The sequence below is a fragment of the Paenibacillus sp. FW104-T2 genome (assembly GCF_058789975.1).
Window position 1 is genome coordinate 126150 of sequence record NZ_JBYTCE010000001.1, and the last position, 17849, is coordinate 143998.

At 47.0% G+C, this 17849-nt stretch carries 16 protein-coding genes; 11 read left to right on the forward strand and 5 right to left on the reverse strand.

Features of this window, described 5'->3' with window-relative positions; translation table 11 throughout:
* Positions 1 to 150 precede the first annotated feature (150 nt).
* Together AC3WQ3_RS00570 and AC3WQ3_RS00575 are read left to right on the forward strand one after the other, a co-directional pair.
* The gene (locus tag AC3WQ3_RS00570; protein WP_492471136.1) at positions 151 to 417 is read left to right on the forward strand and encodes a CD3324 family protein; all 267 of its coding nucleotides are present in this window, start codon (positions 151 to 153) and stop codon (positions 415 to 417) included.
* Positions 418 to 627: 210 nt separating this feature from the next.
* Entirely contained in the window at positions 628 to 1197 is a 570-nt protein-coding gene (locus AC3WQ3_RS00575; protein WP_492471137.1) for a hypothetical protein, read from the forward strand.
* Positions 1198 to 1310: 113 nt separating this feature from the next.
* Here the strand turns inward: AC3WQ3_RS00575 and AC3WQ3_RS00580 are convergent, their stop codons facing one another.
* Entirely contained in the window at positions 1311 to 3179 is a 1869-nt protein-coding gene (locus AC3WQ3_RS00580; RefSeq protein ID WP_492471138.1) for an AbfB domain-containing protein, read from the reverse strand.
* A 250-nt stretch (positions 3180 to 3429) separates the two neighbouring features.
* On the reverse strand, positions 3430 to 4878 hold the full coding sequence (locus tag AC3WQ3_RS00585) for a DEAD/DEAH box helicase (protein ID WP_492471139.1): 1449 nt from the start codon (positions 4876 to 4878) through the stop codon (positions 3430 to 3432).
* Positions 4879 to 5368: 490 nt separating this feature from the next.
* On the opposite strand from AC3WQ3_RS00585, the gene AC3WQ3_RS00590 reads away from it, so the two are divergent.
* Both AC3WQ3_RS00590 and AC3WQ3_RS00595 read left to right on the forward strand, forming a co-directional pair.
* Positions 5369 to 6307, forward strand: coding sequence for a macrolide 2'-phosphotransferase (locus AC3WQ3_RS00590; RefSeq protein WP_492471140.1), 939 nt, complete (start codon positions 5369 to 5371; stop codon positions 6305 to 6307).
* A 10-nt stretch (positions 6308 to 6317) separates the two neighbouring features.
* The gene (locus AC3WQ3_RS00595) at positions 6318 to 7043 is read left to right on the forward strand and encodes a hypothetical protein (RefSeq protein ID WP_492471141.1); all 726 of its coding nucleotides are present in this window, start codon (positions 6318 to 6320) and stop codon (positions 7041 to 7043) included.
* A 126-nt stretch (positions 7044 to 7169) separates the two neighbouring features.
* On the opposite strand, the gene AC3WQ3_RS00600 is transcribed toward AC3WQ3_RS00595, so the two are convergent.
* Positions 7170 to 8684, reverse strand: a complete 1515-nt coding sequence (locus AC3WQ3_RS00600) for a leucine-rich repeat domain-containing protein (RefSeq protein ID WP_492471142.1) — start codon at positions 8682 to 8684, stop codon at positions 7170 to 7172.
* A 308-nt stretch (positions 8685 to 8992) separates the two neighbouring features.
* Here AC3WQ3_RS00600 and AC3WQ3_RS00605 point away from each other — a divergent pair, with 308 nt between their 5' ends.
* The 6 genes from AC3WQ3_RS00605 to AC3WQ3_RS00630 all read left to right on the forward strand — a co-directional run bounded on the left by AC3WQ3_RS00605 (position 8993) and on the right by AC3WQ3_RS00630 (position 14881).
* Positions 8993 to 9883, forward strand: coding sequence for a diacylglycerol/lipid kinase family protein (locus AC3WQ3_RS00605; RefSeq protein WP_492471143.1), 891 nt, complete (start codon positions 8993 to 8995; stop codon positions 9881 to 9883).
* Positions 9884 to 10024: 141 nt separating this feature from the next.
* Complete coding sequence (locus tag AC3WQ3_RS00610; protein ID WP_095290677.1) at positions 10025 to 10942, forward strand: aldo/keto reductase; 918 nt, start codon at positions 10025 to 10027, stop codon at positions 10940 to 10942.
* 273 nt (positions 10943 to 11215) lie between these two features.
* On the forward strand, positions 11216 to 12598 hold the full coding sequence (locus AC3WQ3_RS00615; protein WP_492471144.1) for a helix-turn-helix domain-containing protein: 1383 nt from the start codon (positions 11216 to 11218) through the stop codon (positions 12596 to 12598).
* Positions 12599 to 12933: 335 nt separating this feature from the next.
* On the forward strand, positions 12934 to 13314 hold the full coding sequence (locus AC3WQ3_RS00620; RefSeq protein ID WP_095290679.1) for a GntR family transcriptional regulator: 381 nt from the start codon (positions 12934 to 12936) through the stop codon (positions 13312 to 13314).
* On the forward strand, positions 13311 to 14186 hold the full coding sequence (locus AC3WQ3_RS00625) for an ATP-binding cassette domain-containing protein (protein ID WP_492471145.1): 876 nt from the start codon (positions 13311 to 13313) through the stop codon (positions 14184 to 14186). Before AC3WQ3_RS00620 ends, AC3WQ3_RS00625 begins: the two co-directional genes overlap by 4 nt.
* The gene (locus AC3WQ3_RS00630) at positions 14183 to 14881 is read left to right on the forward strand and encodes a hypothetical protein (protein ID WP_492471146.1); all 699 of its coding nucleotides are present in this window, start codon (positions 14183 to 14185) and stop codon (positions 14879 to 14881) included. Before AC3WQ3_RS00625 ends, AC3WQ3_RS00630 begins: the two co-directional genes overlap by 4 nt.
* A gap of 120 nt (positions 14882 to 15001) precedes the next feature.
* On the opposite strand, the gene AC3WQ3_RS00635 is transcribed toward AC3WQ3_RS00630, so the two are convergent.
* Both AC3WQ3_RS00635 and AC3WQ3_RS00640 read right to left on the reverse strand, forming a co-directional pair.
* On the reverse strand, positions 15002 to 15778 hold the full coding sequence (locus AC3WQ3_RS00635) for an isocitrate lyase/PEP mutase family protein (RefSeq protein ID WP_492471147.1): 777 nt from the start codon (positions 15776 to 15778) through the stop codon (positions 15002 to 15004).
* 57 nt (positions 15779 to 15835) lie between these two features.
* Positions 15836 to 16894 (reverse strand): bifunctional transcriptional activator/DNA repair enzyme AdaA, encoded by a 1059-nt coding sequence (locus AC3WQ3_RS00640; protein ID WP_492471148.1) that lies wholly within the window; start codon positions 16892 to 16894, stop codon positions 15836 to 15838.
* A gap of 354 nt (positions 16895 to 17248) precedes the next feature.
* Here AC3WQ3_RS00640 and AC3WQ3_RS00645 point away from each other — a divergent pair, with 354 nt between their 5' ends.
* Entirely contained in the window at positions 17249 to 17836 is a 588-nt protein-coding gene (locus tag AC3WQ3_RS00645) for a hypothetical protein (RefSeq protein ID WP_492471149.1), read from the forward strand.
* The last annotated feature ends 13 nt before the right edge of the window (positions 17837 to 17849 follow it).

Below are 17849 nucleotides of genomic sequence, written 5' to 3' on the forward strand. Positions count from 1 at the left end.
TTCAAGATCCGCTCTATGCAGAGTCCATGCGATGAACAACGGCGGTTGTTTGCATAGAGCCATGTCTTTCCTTTCCGCCACTATAGAAGTTGTAAACGTACGTCGTATGACTCTGCTGCCTTAAAGACTAATTTTAAGGAGCGGAGCAGCATGAAATATATCAATGCAGATGCCATCTTGCCGGAAGAATTATTAAAAGAGATACAGAGACACATTCCAGGCGGATTGGTCTACATTCCCAAACCTAAGGAAGCCCACAAAAAGTGGGGCGAAAATTCGGGCAGCAGAGCGGTTGTCAGAGAGCGTAACAAGCAGATCCGCCGTTTATTCGCCGGAGGCTTAACCGTGCATGAGCTGACCGAACGTTTCTTTTTATCTATCGACAGTATCAAGAAAATCGTGTATTCCAAAGAATAAGGATGAAGAGCCACATTAGAGAAATCTAGTGTGGTTTTTTTATGCAAACAATCGTTATAAATGTTCGTTAAACTGAAGTTTGGATACTTGAAATCTAATTAGAATCCGATAATGTGTCTAAATACTGGACAAATTAACCAAATAAAGGTGATAATTGAAAGTAATGAAGATGCGAAAGGATTTGGTAAGATGCGCAAGTTAGTCTGTGTAATGAGTGCTTTATTACTTTCAGGGATGATTATGGGATGTACTGAATCGAAGACGAGTGATCCTGTTCAGGAGATACCACCCCCAACCAGCGATCCGAGTATGGTAACGAACGATAAGGCAACGGCTCAGGATGAACAGAAGGCTCTCGATATGTCACTGGAGTATAAAAAAAAGGAATTGACCGTGGATTATGCCGATTATGAAGATACTCTAACCGTAGAGGGGCTGCTCGCCAAAGGGGAGACCATGAAACCATTTTTGACGGAGAAGAACTATGAGGCCTACATGGCTAATCGGTATGCGACGTTACCTCTAATGGTGGCAGACAAGGAGAAGGCTCTACTGCATCCCGAAAATATACTCGTGGAAATCAAAGAGAGCAAGAACGATTGGATCCTTGTAGAATATAGACTGAATCTGGTCTTTACTGATCGCGAAGGCAAACAGTTAAAGAACATTCCATTATCAGGTGATATCACTTTTTTACAGGACCAAGGCGAATGGCGTATTCAGGACGACACCTATAATATCAAAGAATTGCAAGATATCGCTTATGAAGTAAAAGAGTAGCGTGATACGATCCGATCAAAATAACAAAAGGCTGCAGTCTTAGATCAGATTCTAAGATGCAGCCTTTATAACAGTGGGATCTTACGGATCAGATCAGGCTTCACCACGTCAAACTAGAAGTTGGTTCGCCCAAATGTGGCATCACTTTTCACGGTAGAGCTGCTGGATGCATTAATGGTATCAAGCTGAAGTACGTAGGCATAGTGCCGGATGTAATACCCGGGTTGGCTGTACGACTGAAGTGATATTTTGGAGCTGTCTGCCCAGCCGGGGCTGCTCAGAAAGGTTGCATCTCCCTTATAAGCGGCTGTGTCTGCATAGGCTTCAAGGACGATTTTGTTGCTGCTGTTTCGCTTCAGGAAGTATCCCGGGAAGTTGACGGACTCCAGCGAAATACCCGTAGAGCTGGCCAGACCTGGGACAACCCGGAACTGGGAGTCCTGTACAGGCGAGATATTCGCATCAACACGAGCTGTGAAATTGGAATGCCGGATATAACGGTCCGGATAGTTATGTGAGCTGAACTGGCTGTAGCCTGTCGCTTCTGGTGCAGCAGGACCCAGCATTTTGACCTCATGCAGCGTTGGAGTATACCAATTACCGGGGTTGTTCCACAGCACGGCATTCAACATGTTGATACGTACATAGCGGGCCGTAAAATGCACTGCATCTGTGGTAAACCCGTAGGTCAGGTTATTGGTTCGATCCAGTGTGGAATAGTTGACACCATCGTTGCTGATCTCAATCTTGTATTTGTAATACCCCTCCGATCCCTTATACATAAACCAGGAGATATCGATCTCGGTAATGGTCTTCGGCGCTCCGAAGTCAACCTGCCACCATGCAGGCCATGTATTGGAAGAGGCCGCCCACGAAGTCTGGTAGTTGCCGTCATTCACATGGGCAGCGGACGAACCGGAGGCTGTCGATATGGCCGTAGCTGTTTTGCCTTGAGCGTGGTTGACGAGAGAGGACGGCGCTACCGTACCTGTAGCAGCATCGATACTCCAATCCTTATACCACTCCAGTGATGCCGTTCCGTTGGTATCGTTCAGGGTCAGAGGGAGCCAGATATGTTTATGCTCGCCCAGATTCATTGGATTCCAGCGGTCTCCCATATAAATATAGGACGTAGTGCTGCTGCCTGTAATCGTGGCAATATCATGAATCTGCGATCCGAAGGCAGAAGGATTGCCATAAGGGGTAAGTGCAGACCATGGACCTGTCATGGATGTGGCTGTAGCGTAAGCGCCCTGATTCGGATACCAGCCAGCGGCCTGGGAAGTGAAGAGGTAATAGCGGGTTCCCTTTTTCACAACGGCAGGAGCCTCTCGGTAGCTGTTCTCAAATAACCAGCCAACAAAGGATTCTACGCCTGTATAGCTTGCGTTCATTTTGAAAATGGCCATCGTATCGTTCGCGCCGCCATTCTTGCGTGAGGCACTGATGAGATAGCCCGTACCATCGGTATCCACGAACACCGTCATATCGCGTGACTCATAGTCCAGTGGCCGGAAACTGCCCTCATACGTGAATTTGCCACTCGGTGTATTGCTGGTCGCTACGGCGACACGTCCCAGATTATAATCCGTTCCGTTCTCATAATGTGCCCAGAGCACATACTGCTGCGTAGCGGGATTGTAGATCACTTTGGGGCGCTCAATCTTGCTGGAGGCAAGCTCCGTTGCGGAATCCTTGGTGAGGATGGCATTGCTGAATGTCCAGTTTCTCAGATCGGTTGAAGTATAGACGTTAACACTGTCAAACTTGCCACCTACCGCATGCTCGCCATACCAGTAATACGTGCTTCCCACTTTCAGAATATTACCGCTGTTCGCTTGAATGGGGTTACCTGCGGTATCCAGCCAATCGGAGCCGTTGTTAATGGTCACACTTGCCGCGTCCGTTCGTTCCGGATGGAGGCCAAACATCGTCAGTGTCAGGGTCAGAACCAGAATCCATGCATACTTCCTGCTTCTCATTACATGCACCTCCCCAAGGATATGAGCAAAAGTAGAGCGCTTTCATGTATATTCTAGCTGAACTTCCATTCGTTTCAAGTGAACAATTCATCCATTGCTGAACAAAGAAGTGCTTTTCGATATAAAGCGGCGAGAGCGGGGAGCTTTTTATCAGACGTGTTCATCTACTTGCTGAAAACCTGCATAAATCAAAGAAGGAGTGCCTCAAGGCACTCCCTTTTTTAAGGTATATTAAATTCGTATCTTCCGCTTACACATGCTTCCCTTTGCGGACCTTCAGCTGTTTACCCTTGACGGTTGTGTTTTGCATCATTTCCAGTACAAGCGGGCCTTTGCCGTTTAAAATCTCCACATCGGTCACATTATCGAGAATGGTGATAATCCCGATATCATCTGCGGTGACGCCTTCCAGTTTGGCAATAGTACCTACGAAGTCTACGGCACGCAGCTTTTTCTTCTTGCCGCCGTTGAAGTTCAGTTTCATGATCTGCTGGTTCAGCTGCTCACGCTTGTCTTTTTTGCGTTCAGGTACAATCTTCAGACGCTTCTCGAATTCTTCCCTGCGGCGATCAACGGCCTCTTCAGATGGGGCCGGAACAACCGGGATCTCGAATCCGATATAGGATTCAATCTCGGCCAGGCGTCTGCCATCCTTCGGCGTTACCAGCGTGATGGCCTTGCCTGTCTTACCAGCACGTCCGGTACGGCCTGTACGGTGCACATAGCTCTCTTTTTCCAAGGGAATATCATAGTTGATGACATGAGTGATATTCGTGATATCGATCCCGCGGGCCGCAACATCGGTTGCAACCAAATAACGGAATTGGCCTCTTCTGAATGCATTCATGACTTCGATCCGCTCGTCCTGCTCCATGCCTCCATGGATTCGGTCTGCTGGGTAGTCCAGGTCAGCCATCACCCGGAACAGTTTATCCACGTTCTCCTGTGTACGGCAGAATACAATGCAGCTGTCCGGATTTTCCACGATAAACAGATCCTCTAGCACAGCGGTCTTGTTGACTTCGGATACCCGAACAACCTCGTGTTCTATTGTAGCTGTTGTGAGACCACTTGCTTTGATCTCGATCTCTACCGGATTATCCATATACTTGCGTGAGAGACGGGCAACGTCCTCAGGGAATGTAGCGGAGAATAACATCGTTACGCGCTCGCGAGGCAATGCCTGAATGATAGTTTGTACTGTCTCGATAAAGCCCATGTTCAGCATTTCATCCGCCTCGTCAATGACGAGATAGGCAATCCGCTCGAGCGGCAGCGTGCCGCGTTCGATATGGTCCAGCACACGTCCCGGCGTACCTACGGCGACATGTGTTCTTTGTTTTAGCTCTGCTTTTTGAATATAAAAAGGAGATTGTCCATAGAGTGCCGTGGCTTTAATCCGCTTATAGCGTCCAATGTTGGTGATGTCTTCATTGACCTGCAAGGCCAGTTCACGGGTTGGCGTGAGAATCAAAGCCTGCGGTTTATTTTCATTCCATTCCACCAGCTCACAGATCGGAATACCATACGCAGCTGTTTTACCACTGCCTGTCTGGGATTTGACCACGAGGTCTTTATTTTCCAGAGCGACCGGAATCACTTCAGTCTGTACCTCGGTTGGCGTTTCATAACCCAGACTATCCAGTGCCCGGACGATCTCTTCACCAAGCTTATAATCTTTGAATTGTTGCTTGCTCATTGTTAACCTCTTTTGCGTTAGTTTTAAATGCTTAGACCAGAGACGTGCAGGATGCTTAATATAAGCATTGCACCATAACTATATCGTATACCTGTTCATTATACTCTATATGCAGGAAGGCCAGTGGAGGAAATGACCTAGGTACATGGCAAATCAGGAAATTCATGCTGGAACCAGGAATTGGAATATGTTAGCATAGGGATAACTTACTGAACGGAGGGATACGTGTGGCACATTTTTTCCGATTGAGATAGTAGCGAAACGTTTGTTTACGCGTGCTGTTTGCTGCCTGTGTGCAGATAATCGGGAGAGGTTTGCCTATTTACACGTATGCCGTATCCATAGTGGACACTCTTTCATTTAAGAGTGGTTCTTTGATGTACCACTATTGGACTACACATATTGAGGCATATCCCTTAATCCGAGATCAAGGCACAGGCGTGAATGTCTGTGTTTTTTTATTTTTCTGAGGAAAAGAGGAGAAATGGGTATGACAGGACCAATTTCGAATGAACAGGTAAAACTTCAACAGGATATATGGCTGCTCGCGGAACAGAATGGGCTTCAAATTCGCAAAGACTCGATGGAAATCAATGAGTCCGGGATGGACTTCAGGGTGGCCTTTGCTGCGGATGAGAGTGGGCAAAAGTGGGTTTTGCGCCAGCCAAGACGTGGAGATGTATGGGGGCGTGCCGAGAATGAGCGCAAGGTATTGGGGGTTGTGAAGGAGCACTTGTCTGTTAAGGTGCCGGATTGGCGAATTTGCACACCGGAGCTGATTGCTTACCCCTTGCTGGACGGTGAACCGATTGCTGTGGTCGATCCTGCTGGGGGAGGATATGCATGGCGCTTTCCGCAGGAAAACCTATCGGATGTATTTTTTGATTCGCTGGCTGCTGCACTCGTACAATTGCATGGCATTGATGCCAATGAAGCGATACAAGGCGGAGTGCGGTGCAAGACGCCTAGGGAAGTGCGCCAGGAGTTTGCCGCCAATATGGAGCAGATTAAGCAGAGCTTCACAGTGCCGGAGCGACTCGCCGAGCGGTGGGAAAAATGGGTGTCTACAGACCATTTCTGGCCTGAGCACATCACATTCAATCATGGTGATCTGCATCCACCGCATATCATCGTCGATCATACACAGCGGGTAACCGGGCTTATCGACTGGACGGAAGCGGAGATCGCTGATCCAGGGAAGGATTTTGTGATCTTGTATGGGCTTTTCCAGGATGCTGGATTGCGCAATCTGTTAAAGCGTTACGAAAAGGCAGGGGGAAAAACATGGCCACGGATGTTTGATCATATTCGGGAGCAGTGGGCTGCTTACCCGGTACTGGTTGCACAATTCGCACTAATCACAGGGGAAGAGTCGACCATGGCGATGGCGAGAGGCATGCTGGCTAACTGGGATGTGCCTCAGGATTAAACTGGACTGTATGAACCTAAGTACGCTGGATCAGGGAGGAGGTGGGGTTGTGGAACGGGTCCGTGCCATGCATTGGTTAATAAGTGTTGTATTACTGATTGGATTAACGAGTTGCTCTATCCCTTTCTCCAACTCTCGCGATGATGCAGGAAACAGACTGTCCCTGAACCGGATAGCGGAACTTAGAGAAGAATATCCACTCTCCACTGGCGTCCCGCCGACAATCAATATGAGGGAAGTGAGTTTCAGAGAGATGATGGATTTCGGGGAAGCGGTCATTATTGCAGAGGTGATGAGCGAACTCCCAAATTTTAGCGTCGATTTGACCGCTGTACCGGGCACACCTGAGGGAGATTCCGCAGAGAAGGATCAGGCTGCCGGCATTGCTCCTTATAAGCCTGAGTTCATTTCGTACAAGGTGAAAGTGCATCAGGTTGTAACAGGCGAGGATGTGAATGAGGACACATTTCTCTTTTATAATGCTGACTTTGCAGGTATGGAACCGGAACTCAAGCCAGGCATGAGAATCGTCACCGTGGTCAAGAAAGGGACAGCAGGGGAGCAGGTCGGAGGTTATTCGTTTACCCGGTACGGAACGTACTATATTGTGGATGGGGATTATGTGCTATCTGCATATGAAGGGGAATCTGAGGAGCTGCGTGAATTTACGGAACAAACAAATGGCATCCAGGTGGACTCTTTTATTCAGGAGATCAAGGAGCTAGCACACAGCTAGAGGCCTTCATTCAGAGGAGATCGCCGCTCTATCCCTTGTTCTGCAAGAGACATAGCAAGAAAATAATAAGCCTATCGCATGTAGTTCATACAAGAACCTGCGATAGGCTTATTTGTCGTAACACCTTTAAGATTCAATACTGTTGTCCACCTGTTTATTTTCAAAAATCAGAATCGTTTTGCTTCTCCCGATATATCCGACTGTCGTATTAAGCTGCTCCGAAACAAAGCGAACAGGTACAAAAGCCGTACCATTTTCGATCAACAAGGGAGCATCATTCATCAGGAGCGAACCATCTACAACCACCTGTTTGTTGCCGGCAGTCCAGCGAATGGTTTGTTCACCTTGTGTGATTACGGCCTCCTGTTTGTTGCGATCCCAACCCACCTGGGCATTCAGTTGTTCGGACACAAATCGCAGTGGCACATACGTACGCCCTTCATGGATAAAAGGTGCAGCTTCCAGGGCGTATGTGCGATCACCCACATAGGCTGTGGTTGATCCTTCGATCAGACGCTGAAAACGGCCTTGCGGTGTGCGTTTCTGTTCCCGGACATTCATCTGGTTAAGGAGGCTCATGGTATTGCTGCCACTCGATACGTCCAGGTAGTTATTTTGCACGGTCAATCCGCCGGATTCCGCTTCCGTCATCGGGGTCAGTACGTTAGGCGATACAGAAGTGGAAGCTCCAATGTCCTGTACCGTATTCACGGGAATAGCCTGTGTAAAATTAAAGTCGGCAATCGGCGTCAGATCCCATACACGATTGTTCGCAAGCTTCAGCACTTCCAGCTTGGTGAGCTGTCGTAATGGCTCCAGATCATAGATCTGATTGGATTCCGCATTAAGCTCGGTTAACCGCACCAATCCTTCAAGTGCCTTGAGGTGCTGAATTTGGTTACTCGAGATGTCGAGCTCCTGAAGACGCGTCATATGCTGCAAGGGTGACAGGTCCGAGATTGCATTGCCTGCCACGTTTAGTCTCAATAATGTATTGTCCATATCAGCCAGTGGGGCCAGTGATTGCAGCTGATTATTTGCTACGTTCAGCTGCAGCAGCCGGGATTGATTAACCAGTGGAGTCAGATCTGCAATCTTGTTATTGGAAATCTCCAGCCATTTCAGATGATCTAGTTCTGACAAAGCAGATAAGCTGTAAATTTGATTGCCACTGGCATAAAACGTATGTAATCGGGTAAAGCCACGAACCACCTCTATAGAAGAGATAGAGTTGTTGCTGATGTACAGCCGTCCGAGTTCCTTCAGGTCAGCGAGTGCCTCAATGGAGGTAATATAATTGTTGCTTACGTCGATTTCCCGGAGCTGGTCCAGATGCTTCAGCGGAGTCAGATCCTCAATCTCATTGCCGTATAGGCGGAGATGTGTCAGGTTGGTCGCATATTCGAGTCCCGACAGGCTCTGTATCCCTGCATTACTCAGATCAACAACGGTAAGCTGTTCCAGGTCGGAGGAAGTTAAGGGTGAATCTACCGGTTTGTTCAAGATCAGTTTAAGTCCGTTTTCCAGTGCAGGATCTTCTATGATGCCTTTGCCTGAGTCCATCGTTGCGTAGGCCATGGCTTGCCCTGACGCACCGATACTTAGAATGAATATTAGACATAGTAGTGCCATTCTTTTCATTGCATGCATTCCCTCCGATATTCAAAAGTTCTTCTAGCTTTTATGTAATCCACGCATTGTAAAGGTCAGGTCAACAGGAATGAATCTTCAACATTTCTCTAGTTATTAACCCGTCTGGCGAGAAAAGGAACATCCATTTCAGGGGACGGGTAACAACTCTACTTCTATTCTATATGAAACAAGCCTTGATCTGTACTCCTTCAGGTGAACTTTACCAAAAAAATCTTTTGGCCTGCGAGCCTTATTCATCCTACCCCGAGAAAGGGTATAGAAGAAGTAAATATGTGCAGGTGGAGGGAGAGGCGTTTATGCGTCAAGCCATGATCATTAGCAATCCGTCATCGGGAAAAGAAGAGGCGCAGCAGTACGTGTCCCAAGTTCAGGCGATTTTGGAATCGCAGCAATATCAAGTGATGATTAATGAGACAGCCGGGGAGGGTGATGCAACCAGTTACTGTCTGGACGCCTGCCAAGGCGGCTGTGATCTGGTCATATCCATTGGGGGAGACGGCACGCTGCATGAGACCATTAATGGCATGATGGATCAGAAGCATCGTCCCAGGCTGGGTATTGTGCCACTAGGTACAGTAAATGATTTTGCCCGTGCGCTCCATCTGTCTCTCGATCCTGATGAAGCCATTAAGCAGCTTGGTTCAGATCAGGTACGCAAGGTGGATCTGGGGAGGATTAATGATCGTCTCTTCGCCAACGTGGTGGCAGCCGGTTCTTTGGCTGAAGCGTTATCTTCCGTCTCATCGGAAGAAAAGTCGAAGCTGGGCTCCCTGGCTTATTTGAAGGAAGGATTGAAGGACCTCGTGTCCTCGCCCGCCTATCCTTTGAAGATTGAATACGATGGGCTGACGTGGGAGGGTGAATCCCCGTTGTTTCTCGCTGCGCTAACCAATTCGGTTGGCGGATTTGAGAAGCTGTCTCCGGATGCAGTAGTGGACGATGGACTGATTCATTGTTTTGTGATCCGCAATATCAGTGTGTTCAACAGCCTGACACTGGGAACCTCCTTATTGTTTGGGCATCTGAAGGACCATAAGGATGTGGATTATTTTACGGCAAAAGATATCCGGGTAAGCTGCACTGAATCGGTTCGCACCAATGTGGATGGGGAGGAAGGGCCTGCGTTACCTATCCAGATCAGCGTCTTGCCTCAACATATTGAAGTGATCGTGCCTCAAGAAACGTAAGCCTGTCTAGAAATGGAGAAAAAACGACCATTTTTCCATATAAGATGTCTAAAAATCCATTGAAACCGATTGCAGATCTGTGTCACAATCAAAGCTGGAAGACAAGTATATACCAATATCCGAATATGGAGGGAAATCACCTTGAGAACAATAAAACTTGGCAGCAGCTCACTTGAAGTACCAGTTGTGGCCGTAGGCTGCATGCGCATCAATTCACTCAGCAACAAAGAGGCAGAACAATTTGTTCATTCCGCCATGGAAGTCGGTGCGAACTTCTTCGACCATGCTGATATTTATGGAAACGGGGCATGTGAAGAGATTTTTGCAGAGGCGGTACAGATGAATCCCCAGATTCGTGAAAATATGATTTTGCAATCCAAATGCGGTATCCGCAAGGGCATGTTTGATTTCTCCAAAGAGCATATCCTGAATTCGGTGGATGGCATTCTGCAGCGTCTGAAAACCGAGTATCTTGATGTTCTGCTGCTGCACCGTCCGGATGCTCTCGTAGAGCCGGAAGAAGTGGCAGAGGCATTCGATCTGCTTGAACGTGAAGGCAAAGTGCGTCATTTCGGCGTATCCAACCAGAATCCGAACCAGATTGAACTGTTGAAAAAATACGTGAAACAGCCACTGGTAGCCAACCAGCTTCAGCTGAGTATTACCAACACAACAATGATCTCCAGTGGGATCAACGTGAACATGGAGAACGATGCGGCCGTGAACCGTGATGGCAGTATTCTGGATTATTGCCGCTTGCACGATATCACGATTCAGCCATGGTCTCCGTTCCAATATGGCTTCTTCGAAGGCGTATTCCTAGGCAGCGACAAGTTCCCGGAACTGAACGCCAAGATCGATGAGATTGCAGCCAAATATGATGTGAGCAACACCACCATTGCGATTGCCTGGTTGCTGCGTCACCCAGCTCAAATGCAGCCTGTAACTGGCACAACGAATATTGAACGCCTGAAGGACTGTGTCAAAGCTGGAGATGTTCATCTTACACGCCAGGAGTGGTATGAAATCTATCGTGCTGCCGGCAACATCCTGCCTTAAATCTGATTCACAAATAGAGTCGTAGAGTCTACTCTCTTATACGAAAACACGAGCATTTATTCGGCCCGTGTTTTTTGTTTTTTCCTGATTTGATGCGAGTTCATTCCCGGTATAAAATAGGGGAACGGGGTTTATTTTATCAAAAGGATTAAATTGTAATTAATACAAATTAGTTGAAATTATTATGTTGACCCTTTCTTTTGGATTACATATAATTACTTTTGCATACCGTTAATCCTGTATATGGCTTTAATTTGGGAGGGTGGTGTTCGTTTGGAGCCGACAACCACGATTCGCGATCATTTAGAGAATTATCTGAAGCGCGAGCAGATGTCCATCAGTTTTTTTTCGGAAGCATCGGGTATTAATTCGGGTACGCTGAGCAATATTTTGAACAAAAACCGCCCGATTGCGATGCAGCAGTTGGACCGAATCACTTCAGCCATGAAGCTTGAAGAAGGCCATTTCTATGAATTGTATATAGATGAGTGTTTCGTTCATGCTACCCCCGATTGGCGAAGACTGGGCCCCTTCCTTCACCGTTGTGCGGAGTTAGACAAGCTAAATTGTATTGAAGAGGTTATCCGATTAATGATGGATAATCTATCGTATATTCCCCTTTTATTTGATCTGGCTGAGGAATTCTACCACGAAGGTAGATTTAAACCAGCCATCCTCTTATATGAAACGATCGCTGAGAGTGAGAAAATGCAGCATTCGGAACGTCTCGCTCTATGTCAGTATCGGCTGTTCAAGTTGGGTCTGACCAATGACCAGCAGAGAAACCTGATCATCGCAGCCAAATTCGAGTATTATGTTGATCGCCTGGATGAACGATATCAGTTGGACGCTCTTAATGAACTGATCAATGCTTTTGGAGCATTACACCGATGGAGCAAAGTACAGGAGCTGTCCGAGAAGCTGAGGGTGAAGGCAACCATTCATTATGAATTGAATGGCAGAAGAAAACAGGAAGAAACCAAAAGGCCCATTGTTTTCTATATCCTTTATTCCGATTTGGCTGCTGGAAGTGCATGTTATCATCTCAAGGATTACGATAGTGCTTTGAAATATGTTTCATTATATGCAGATAACAGCTGGGTTAAAGACCCCGATCAGGATGAGATTGTGGTTATTAATCAGTTCCAGGAATGGGCTGAAGCTAATCGTTATATCTATCAATTGATGGCTGGGCAGTTCGAGGTACTTCCCTCCTATTTAGAATATATATCTACCAAGGAAAACGAAATTTTCCCTGCGCTTTGCGATATAGTCACCGCTGCTAATCGTTATGGTGAAAATATCGATGATGTTCTTGAACGGTATCAATCCTATTTTACGTATCAGGAACAGAGTAATCGAATTGGAAAGGTTAGCAAGCAGGTTACAGATGATCGTTATTTACGTCTTTTAGTTGATCTCGGAGCGTATTATCTAAAGAAAGATGAATATCATAAAGGCTTGGGATTTGTGCTTGATAGTTTGAGATTTTCTATTGAAATTAGCAGCGGCAGGGGTATGCTAAGGGGTATCGGATTGTTTGAACAGTATAGGGATTATGCAACCGATACAGCCAAGCAGCAGTACAAAATGATCATTAGTGAGGTGCAGAAACTCAATGAAGAGAAAGTTGGCTTTGCTGATAGCTACATGTAGCATTGTGGTAAGCATACTAACTCCTGCAAGTGAGCCTGACTTAAGTACGGATGCTCCAAACCCCTCAATTATGAGAACCGCTGATCATGGATTTGGCACTTAATCCCATTAGGGAATTGGAACGCTTCTGAATTTTCATTCAGAGGCGTTTTTTTGTTTGCCTTTGCCACGACAAAGGAGGGGTGGCTCCTTAAACGGATGAACTCACACAATCCTGCAGATTCAAAAAAAAGTAAATACGGGATATTCGGCTATTTACTTTTGGATATCTGTGTACTATAGTTAGTTACATGAGTAATTAACCAATTAACCTAAATAACGAAAGTTGGATTGGCATGAAATCGACTTTGGATGAATCACAGCCCATATTTCATCAGATTGCCATGATGATTATGGATGATATTGTGGAAGGCAGATTACAAGCGGAAGAGCAGGTTCCATCGACCAATGAGCTCTCACGTTTCTACAATATCAATCCGGCAACAGCGCGCAAAGGGCTGCAGGAGCTTGTGGACAGAGGAATCATTTATAAACAGCGAGGTGTTGGGATGTTTGTCGCCAAAGGAGCAAGAGATGCACTGCTGGTTGAACGAAAACAGCATTTTTACGAAGAATACATTATGCCACTGCTCGAGGAAGCCAGACGGATTCATATGAATGAAGACATGATTATTGATCTGATTAAAGGCAAGAGAGACAAGGAGAGTGAGTCATGATTCGTGTAGATCAGGTAAGCTACGGTTATCATCAGACACCTGTTTTGGACCATGTCACATTGCATGAAAGTGAGCCGGTCATTAGTGCGATCTGGGGGAGGAACGGAGCCGGGAAGACAACACTTATGAGTTTGCTTGCTGGACATAACCGTCCTGATCAAGGCAGCATTCAAATCATGGGGGAGGACCCCTATAATAATCTGGCTGCTCAGAAGCATCTCTGCTACGTTCAGGAGAATCACCCGCTGGGCAGGAACTGGACAATAAGTGACCTGGTACGATTCGGTCAGTATTTCCATCCAGAGTGGAATCAGGAATTGGCGGAGCGGTTAATTGATCTGTTTGAATTACCATCCAAAAGGAAGATCATCAAATTTTCCAAAGGGATGAAAACAGCTGCCCAGATGGTTCTTGGCCTCGCAAGCCATGCGAGTGTTACCATTCTGGATGAGCCGACCAACGGATTGGATGCAGAGAAACGCAAATTTTTCTATAATGCCTTGCTTGAAAGTTATGAAGAGCATCCCCGTTTGATTCTGGTTTCAACCCATCATATTGAAGAGATTCAGCCGTTATGTGAGTCACTCATCGTGCTCCATCAAGGTGGCGTACTGTGTCATGAACAGATGGAAGAGATGCGCGAAAAGGGAATTCTTCTAACAGGGTTAATTCGAGATATAGATCAGGTTACCCAAGGCGAAAACATCATGGAGTCTGCACAGCTCGGGTCAACAAAAAAGGTGATGATTGACGCCTCTTACTCCAAGGAGTGGAGAGATATAGCGCAGGCGCATGGTCTTTCTATTGAAAAAGCGACCCTGCAGGACTATTTGGTTAACCTGACGCGGAAACAGGAGGTGCTTAAGGGATGAATGCAGTAAAAGGTACAAATCGACTGATTCTGGATGATATGCGTTGGTATCTGATGCTCTTCTCACTCATTACACTTATGCTTACGGCCGTATATCTGGCAGTGGGCTTCATATTTGATGTTGCTTTTACCACTCAGCTGTTCGGGCCGATGTATGGGGGGATCTGTGCATTTGCTGTGGCAGGTCTAATTACGCTGTACCCCGTTGCAATTGGACTGGGGAGCACCCGGATTCAGTTTCTGAAATCCTTCTACCTCATCTCTGCATGGATGGTGGTTGGTACCATTACCATTCTGAATGTGATCTATCTTATCATGCATCTGCTTCATGAAGCTGGATGGCTTGGTGTAACCTTTTATCAGTTGGGTAGGCTGCACTCAGGTCATTATCAATTCCTGTCTTATCTCTGGATGGACTTGATGATTGGATTTCTTGTCCTCGGGTTATCTATCTTTTTGACGGTGTGCTGGATACGGCTGGGAATGCGCAATTTCCTGATCCTGTTCTTCGGCTTGGGCCTGATTCTTACGCTGGCGTTCGTTTTGTCCGATCTGAGTGCTCTGGTACAGTGGTTCACGAGTATCAACATCCTGGTGTTTGCCACGGTTTTGGGGGCTTTGAGCTGGGGGTTAATTCTATGCACCTATCCCATGATGAAGAATACGCCGCTTACGATGAAGGGCAGAAAAGAGTAGTGGTTATCGGTATCCGTTAGAAGGCTATGTGGATCTATGAAATCAAACGTAAACAAACACGAGTGCATCACTGCCTCGTGTTTTTCTGTTTATATAATTATTCCTGCACCTGTAATCTTCTTAGCTTGTTTCAAGCAAAATGCTTCGTCCGAGTTCTTTCAAGTGTTCCATGGCACTCTGATAAGGATAAGGTCCATAGCTTACCCGGGCTACCCCGAGACTCGCGAGCTGTGCTGGTGTTGGCTCATTAGATGTCACCATTACGTTGACTGGAATAGGGGAGCGTTCACACAATTCCTGAATGAGTTGTGGATCCTGTAGACCTGGAACGAATAGCCCGTTGGCTCCTGCCTCTGCATAAGCGTGGGATCGTACCAGGGCTTCTTCCAGATGGGATGAGGTATGCTGCGATGGGGGAGTTTGCAGAAATATATCCGTGCGAGTGTTAATGAATAGGGGAATGTCCATTCGTTCAGCGGCTTCCCGAGCGGCTCTCAAGCGCAGAACGAATTCCTCAATGGCATAGAGGCCTGTTCCACCAGGAAGTTGATCTTCGATGTTAATGCCGATAGCACCATGCTCAATTACCCGGAGAACGTTTTCCTTCACTTCTGACGCATACCTGCCATGCCCTCCCTCAATATCGATGGTAACAGGCAGTTTAGTGCTGGATGTGATGCGAGCCAGGTTGGAAAGTGCCCATTCAAACGGCATGATCTCTCCGTCCTGCTCACCATGAGCCGCGGCAACAGACCAGCTTCCGGTGGCTACGGCTGCGGCTCCAATCGATTCAATGGCTTTTGTACTTCCGGCATCCCACACATTGATTAACACGAGTGGATTACCTTTGATGTGCAGCTGGTGAAATAGCTGTGCTTGTTCTTTCAGGGTCTGCATAGAATGAATTCTCCTCCGTTATATCGTTATTAATCAATTACTTTCACTGGCGATGTCTTAACGAATGTGTTCATAAGCATTCTTCTCATGGGTTAACAGCCAGTTCTTGCGAGTAAGGCCACCGCCGTACCCACCGAGATCACCACTTGCATTAATGACCCTGTGGCACGGGATGACAATGGCCAGTTGATTCGCCCCATTGGCCTGTGCGACTGCACGGCATGCGGACGGTTTACCCAGCGCGATAGCAATATCCTGATATGACCTTGTCTCGCCTGGCGGAATCGCCCTAAGCTGCTCCCAGACGCTCTTTTGGAATGGTGTTCCTAAACAGAACAACGGAGTATTGAATGCCGTTAAAGTCCCGTCAAAATACGCCGCCAGTTCTCTTTCTATGGACCGAATGGGTTCAGTTACACCAGGTACGATAGCGGACTTGGTTCGTTTACGAAGGCGCTCTACTTCCCGCTCCAGACCTCTACGATCGACAAATTCAAGCAAATACAGGGCTGTATCATCTGCCACGGCCATCATGGGTCCAAGACGGGTATCGATCCAGGAGGCCTTCAGCACCCGCCCGTCATCCACATGAGTAGGAGCGGCGCCCATAATTCGGGAGAAAGCATCCCGGAAGCCGCTGCTGGATTCGTAACCTGTTGATAGCTGGGTATCGATAATGGTGCGGCCTGAGCGGATATTCTTCAAGGCCAGTCCCATACGACGAGCGCGAGCATACTCCACAAAGGTCATGCCGAACCGCTTTTTGAACTGGCGGCGTGCTGTGGACTCATCGATGGATAGATCCTTGAAATCCTGACCTTTCCAGCGCTTTTCCGGATTGTTCTCCACGGCCTCGACCAGAATTCGGACTACATCGGAAACCTGGTTGGGGTGAGATAATGGACGGCAGCGCTGGCAGGGACGAAATGAAGCCAGCAGTGCCTGCTGTGCGGTCTCATAAAACTCACAGTTTTCATATTTGGGCTTCCGTGCAGGGCAGGTAGGGCGGCAAAATACCCCCGTCGTTTTGACACCAACATAGAATAAACCTTCGTATTCCGAATCTTTGGCAACCAGAGCCTGATAATATTGTTCTTTCAGTTCAGCAGAGATCATTAAACGCACGTCCTTACGATTTTTGTTCCAGCCAGCAAGATGCAGTCCTATCGGAAGTCACATCTGTCTTTGTTATTATAAAAAAACGATGCGCATGGCATCGCCGAAAATCAGGCATGAATATTTTAATTCAATGCAATGTGTTTCTTTCCTCCAGTCCAGTTTACCAAAAAGATCCCCAGGAATATAAATAACCCGCCAATATAATAGTTCAGAACTCATCGAAGTGTGGCTGTAATGATCAAATTCGGATGGTTTACATATTATGGAGCTTCATGAGGGACGATATGGTGTAGTGATTAATAAGGCATGTGTCGTTTAGATGGATTAGACCAAGAGGAAGGAGTTCCAATGATGAAAAAAAACACGAATACATTTGCTCTTTGGGCATCGGTGCTTTGCATTCTGCTGCTGATCAGCGCTTGTGGCGCGAAAAATAACAATGAATCGGTTCAGGAACACGCTTATCCGCAATCCAAGCAGCCTATCGAGGAAGCGGGAAAAGGCTCCATTCCGAACTCGGATGCAAAACAGGGCAATGAGGACCCAGCGAATACGGCGGATGGTGATGGAGGGAAGCTGTCTGCTCAATCCGAATCATCAACAAATGACGAACAAATCACCATTCAAATTGACCAATCGGACAAGCCGACAGAGAATAACCAAAGCTTTGACTTCTCCGTGAGTCAGGTACCAGAGGGCTACACCCTCTCTGAACTGCGGTGGACGTCCAACCAGATTACCATTATTAACTCGCCTGCAGAGGCGATTCAGCATGGTGGTGACGGTAAAGAAGGCTTCTATATTAGCGGGAACGGACAGTTCTCCGGCTTTATGTACTCGGATGAAATGAAGGGTGAACGGGGTAAGATCACACTTGTCTACAAGAATGAAGCGGGTAAGGAAATCCTGGCTGAGCAGGAAGTTCAGTTGAAAAAATAACGTATAAGCAGCC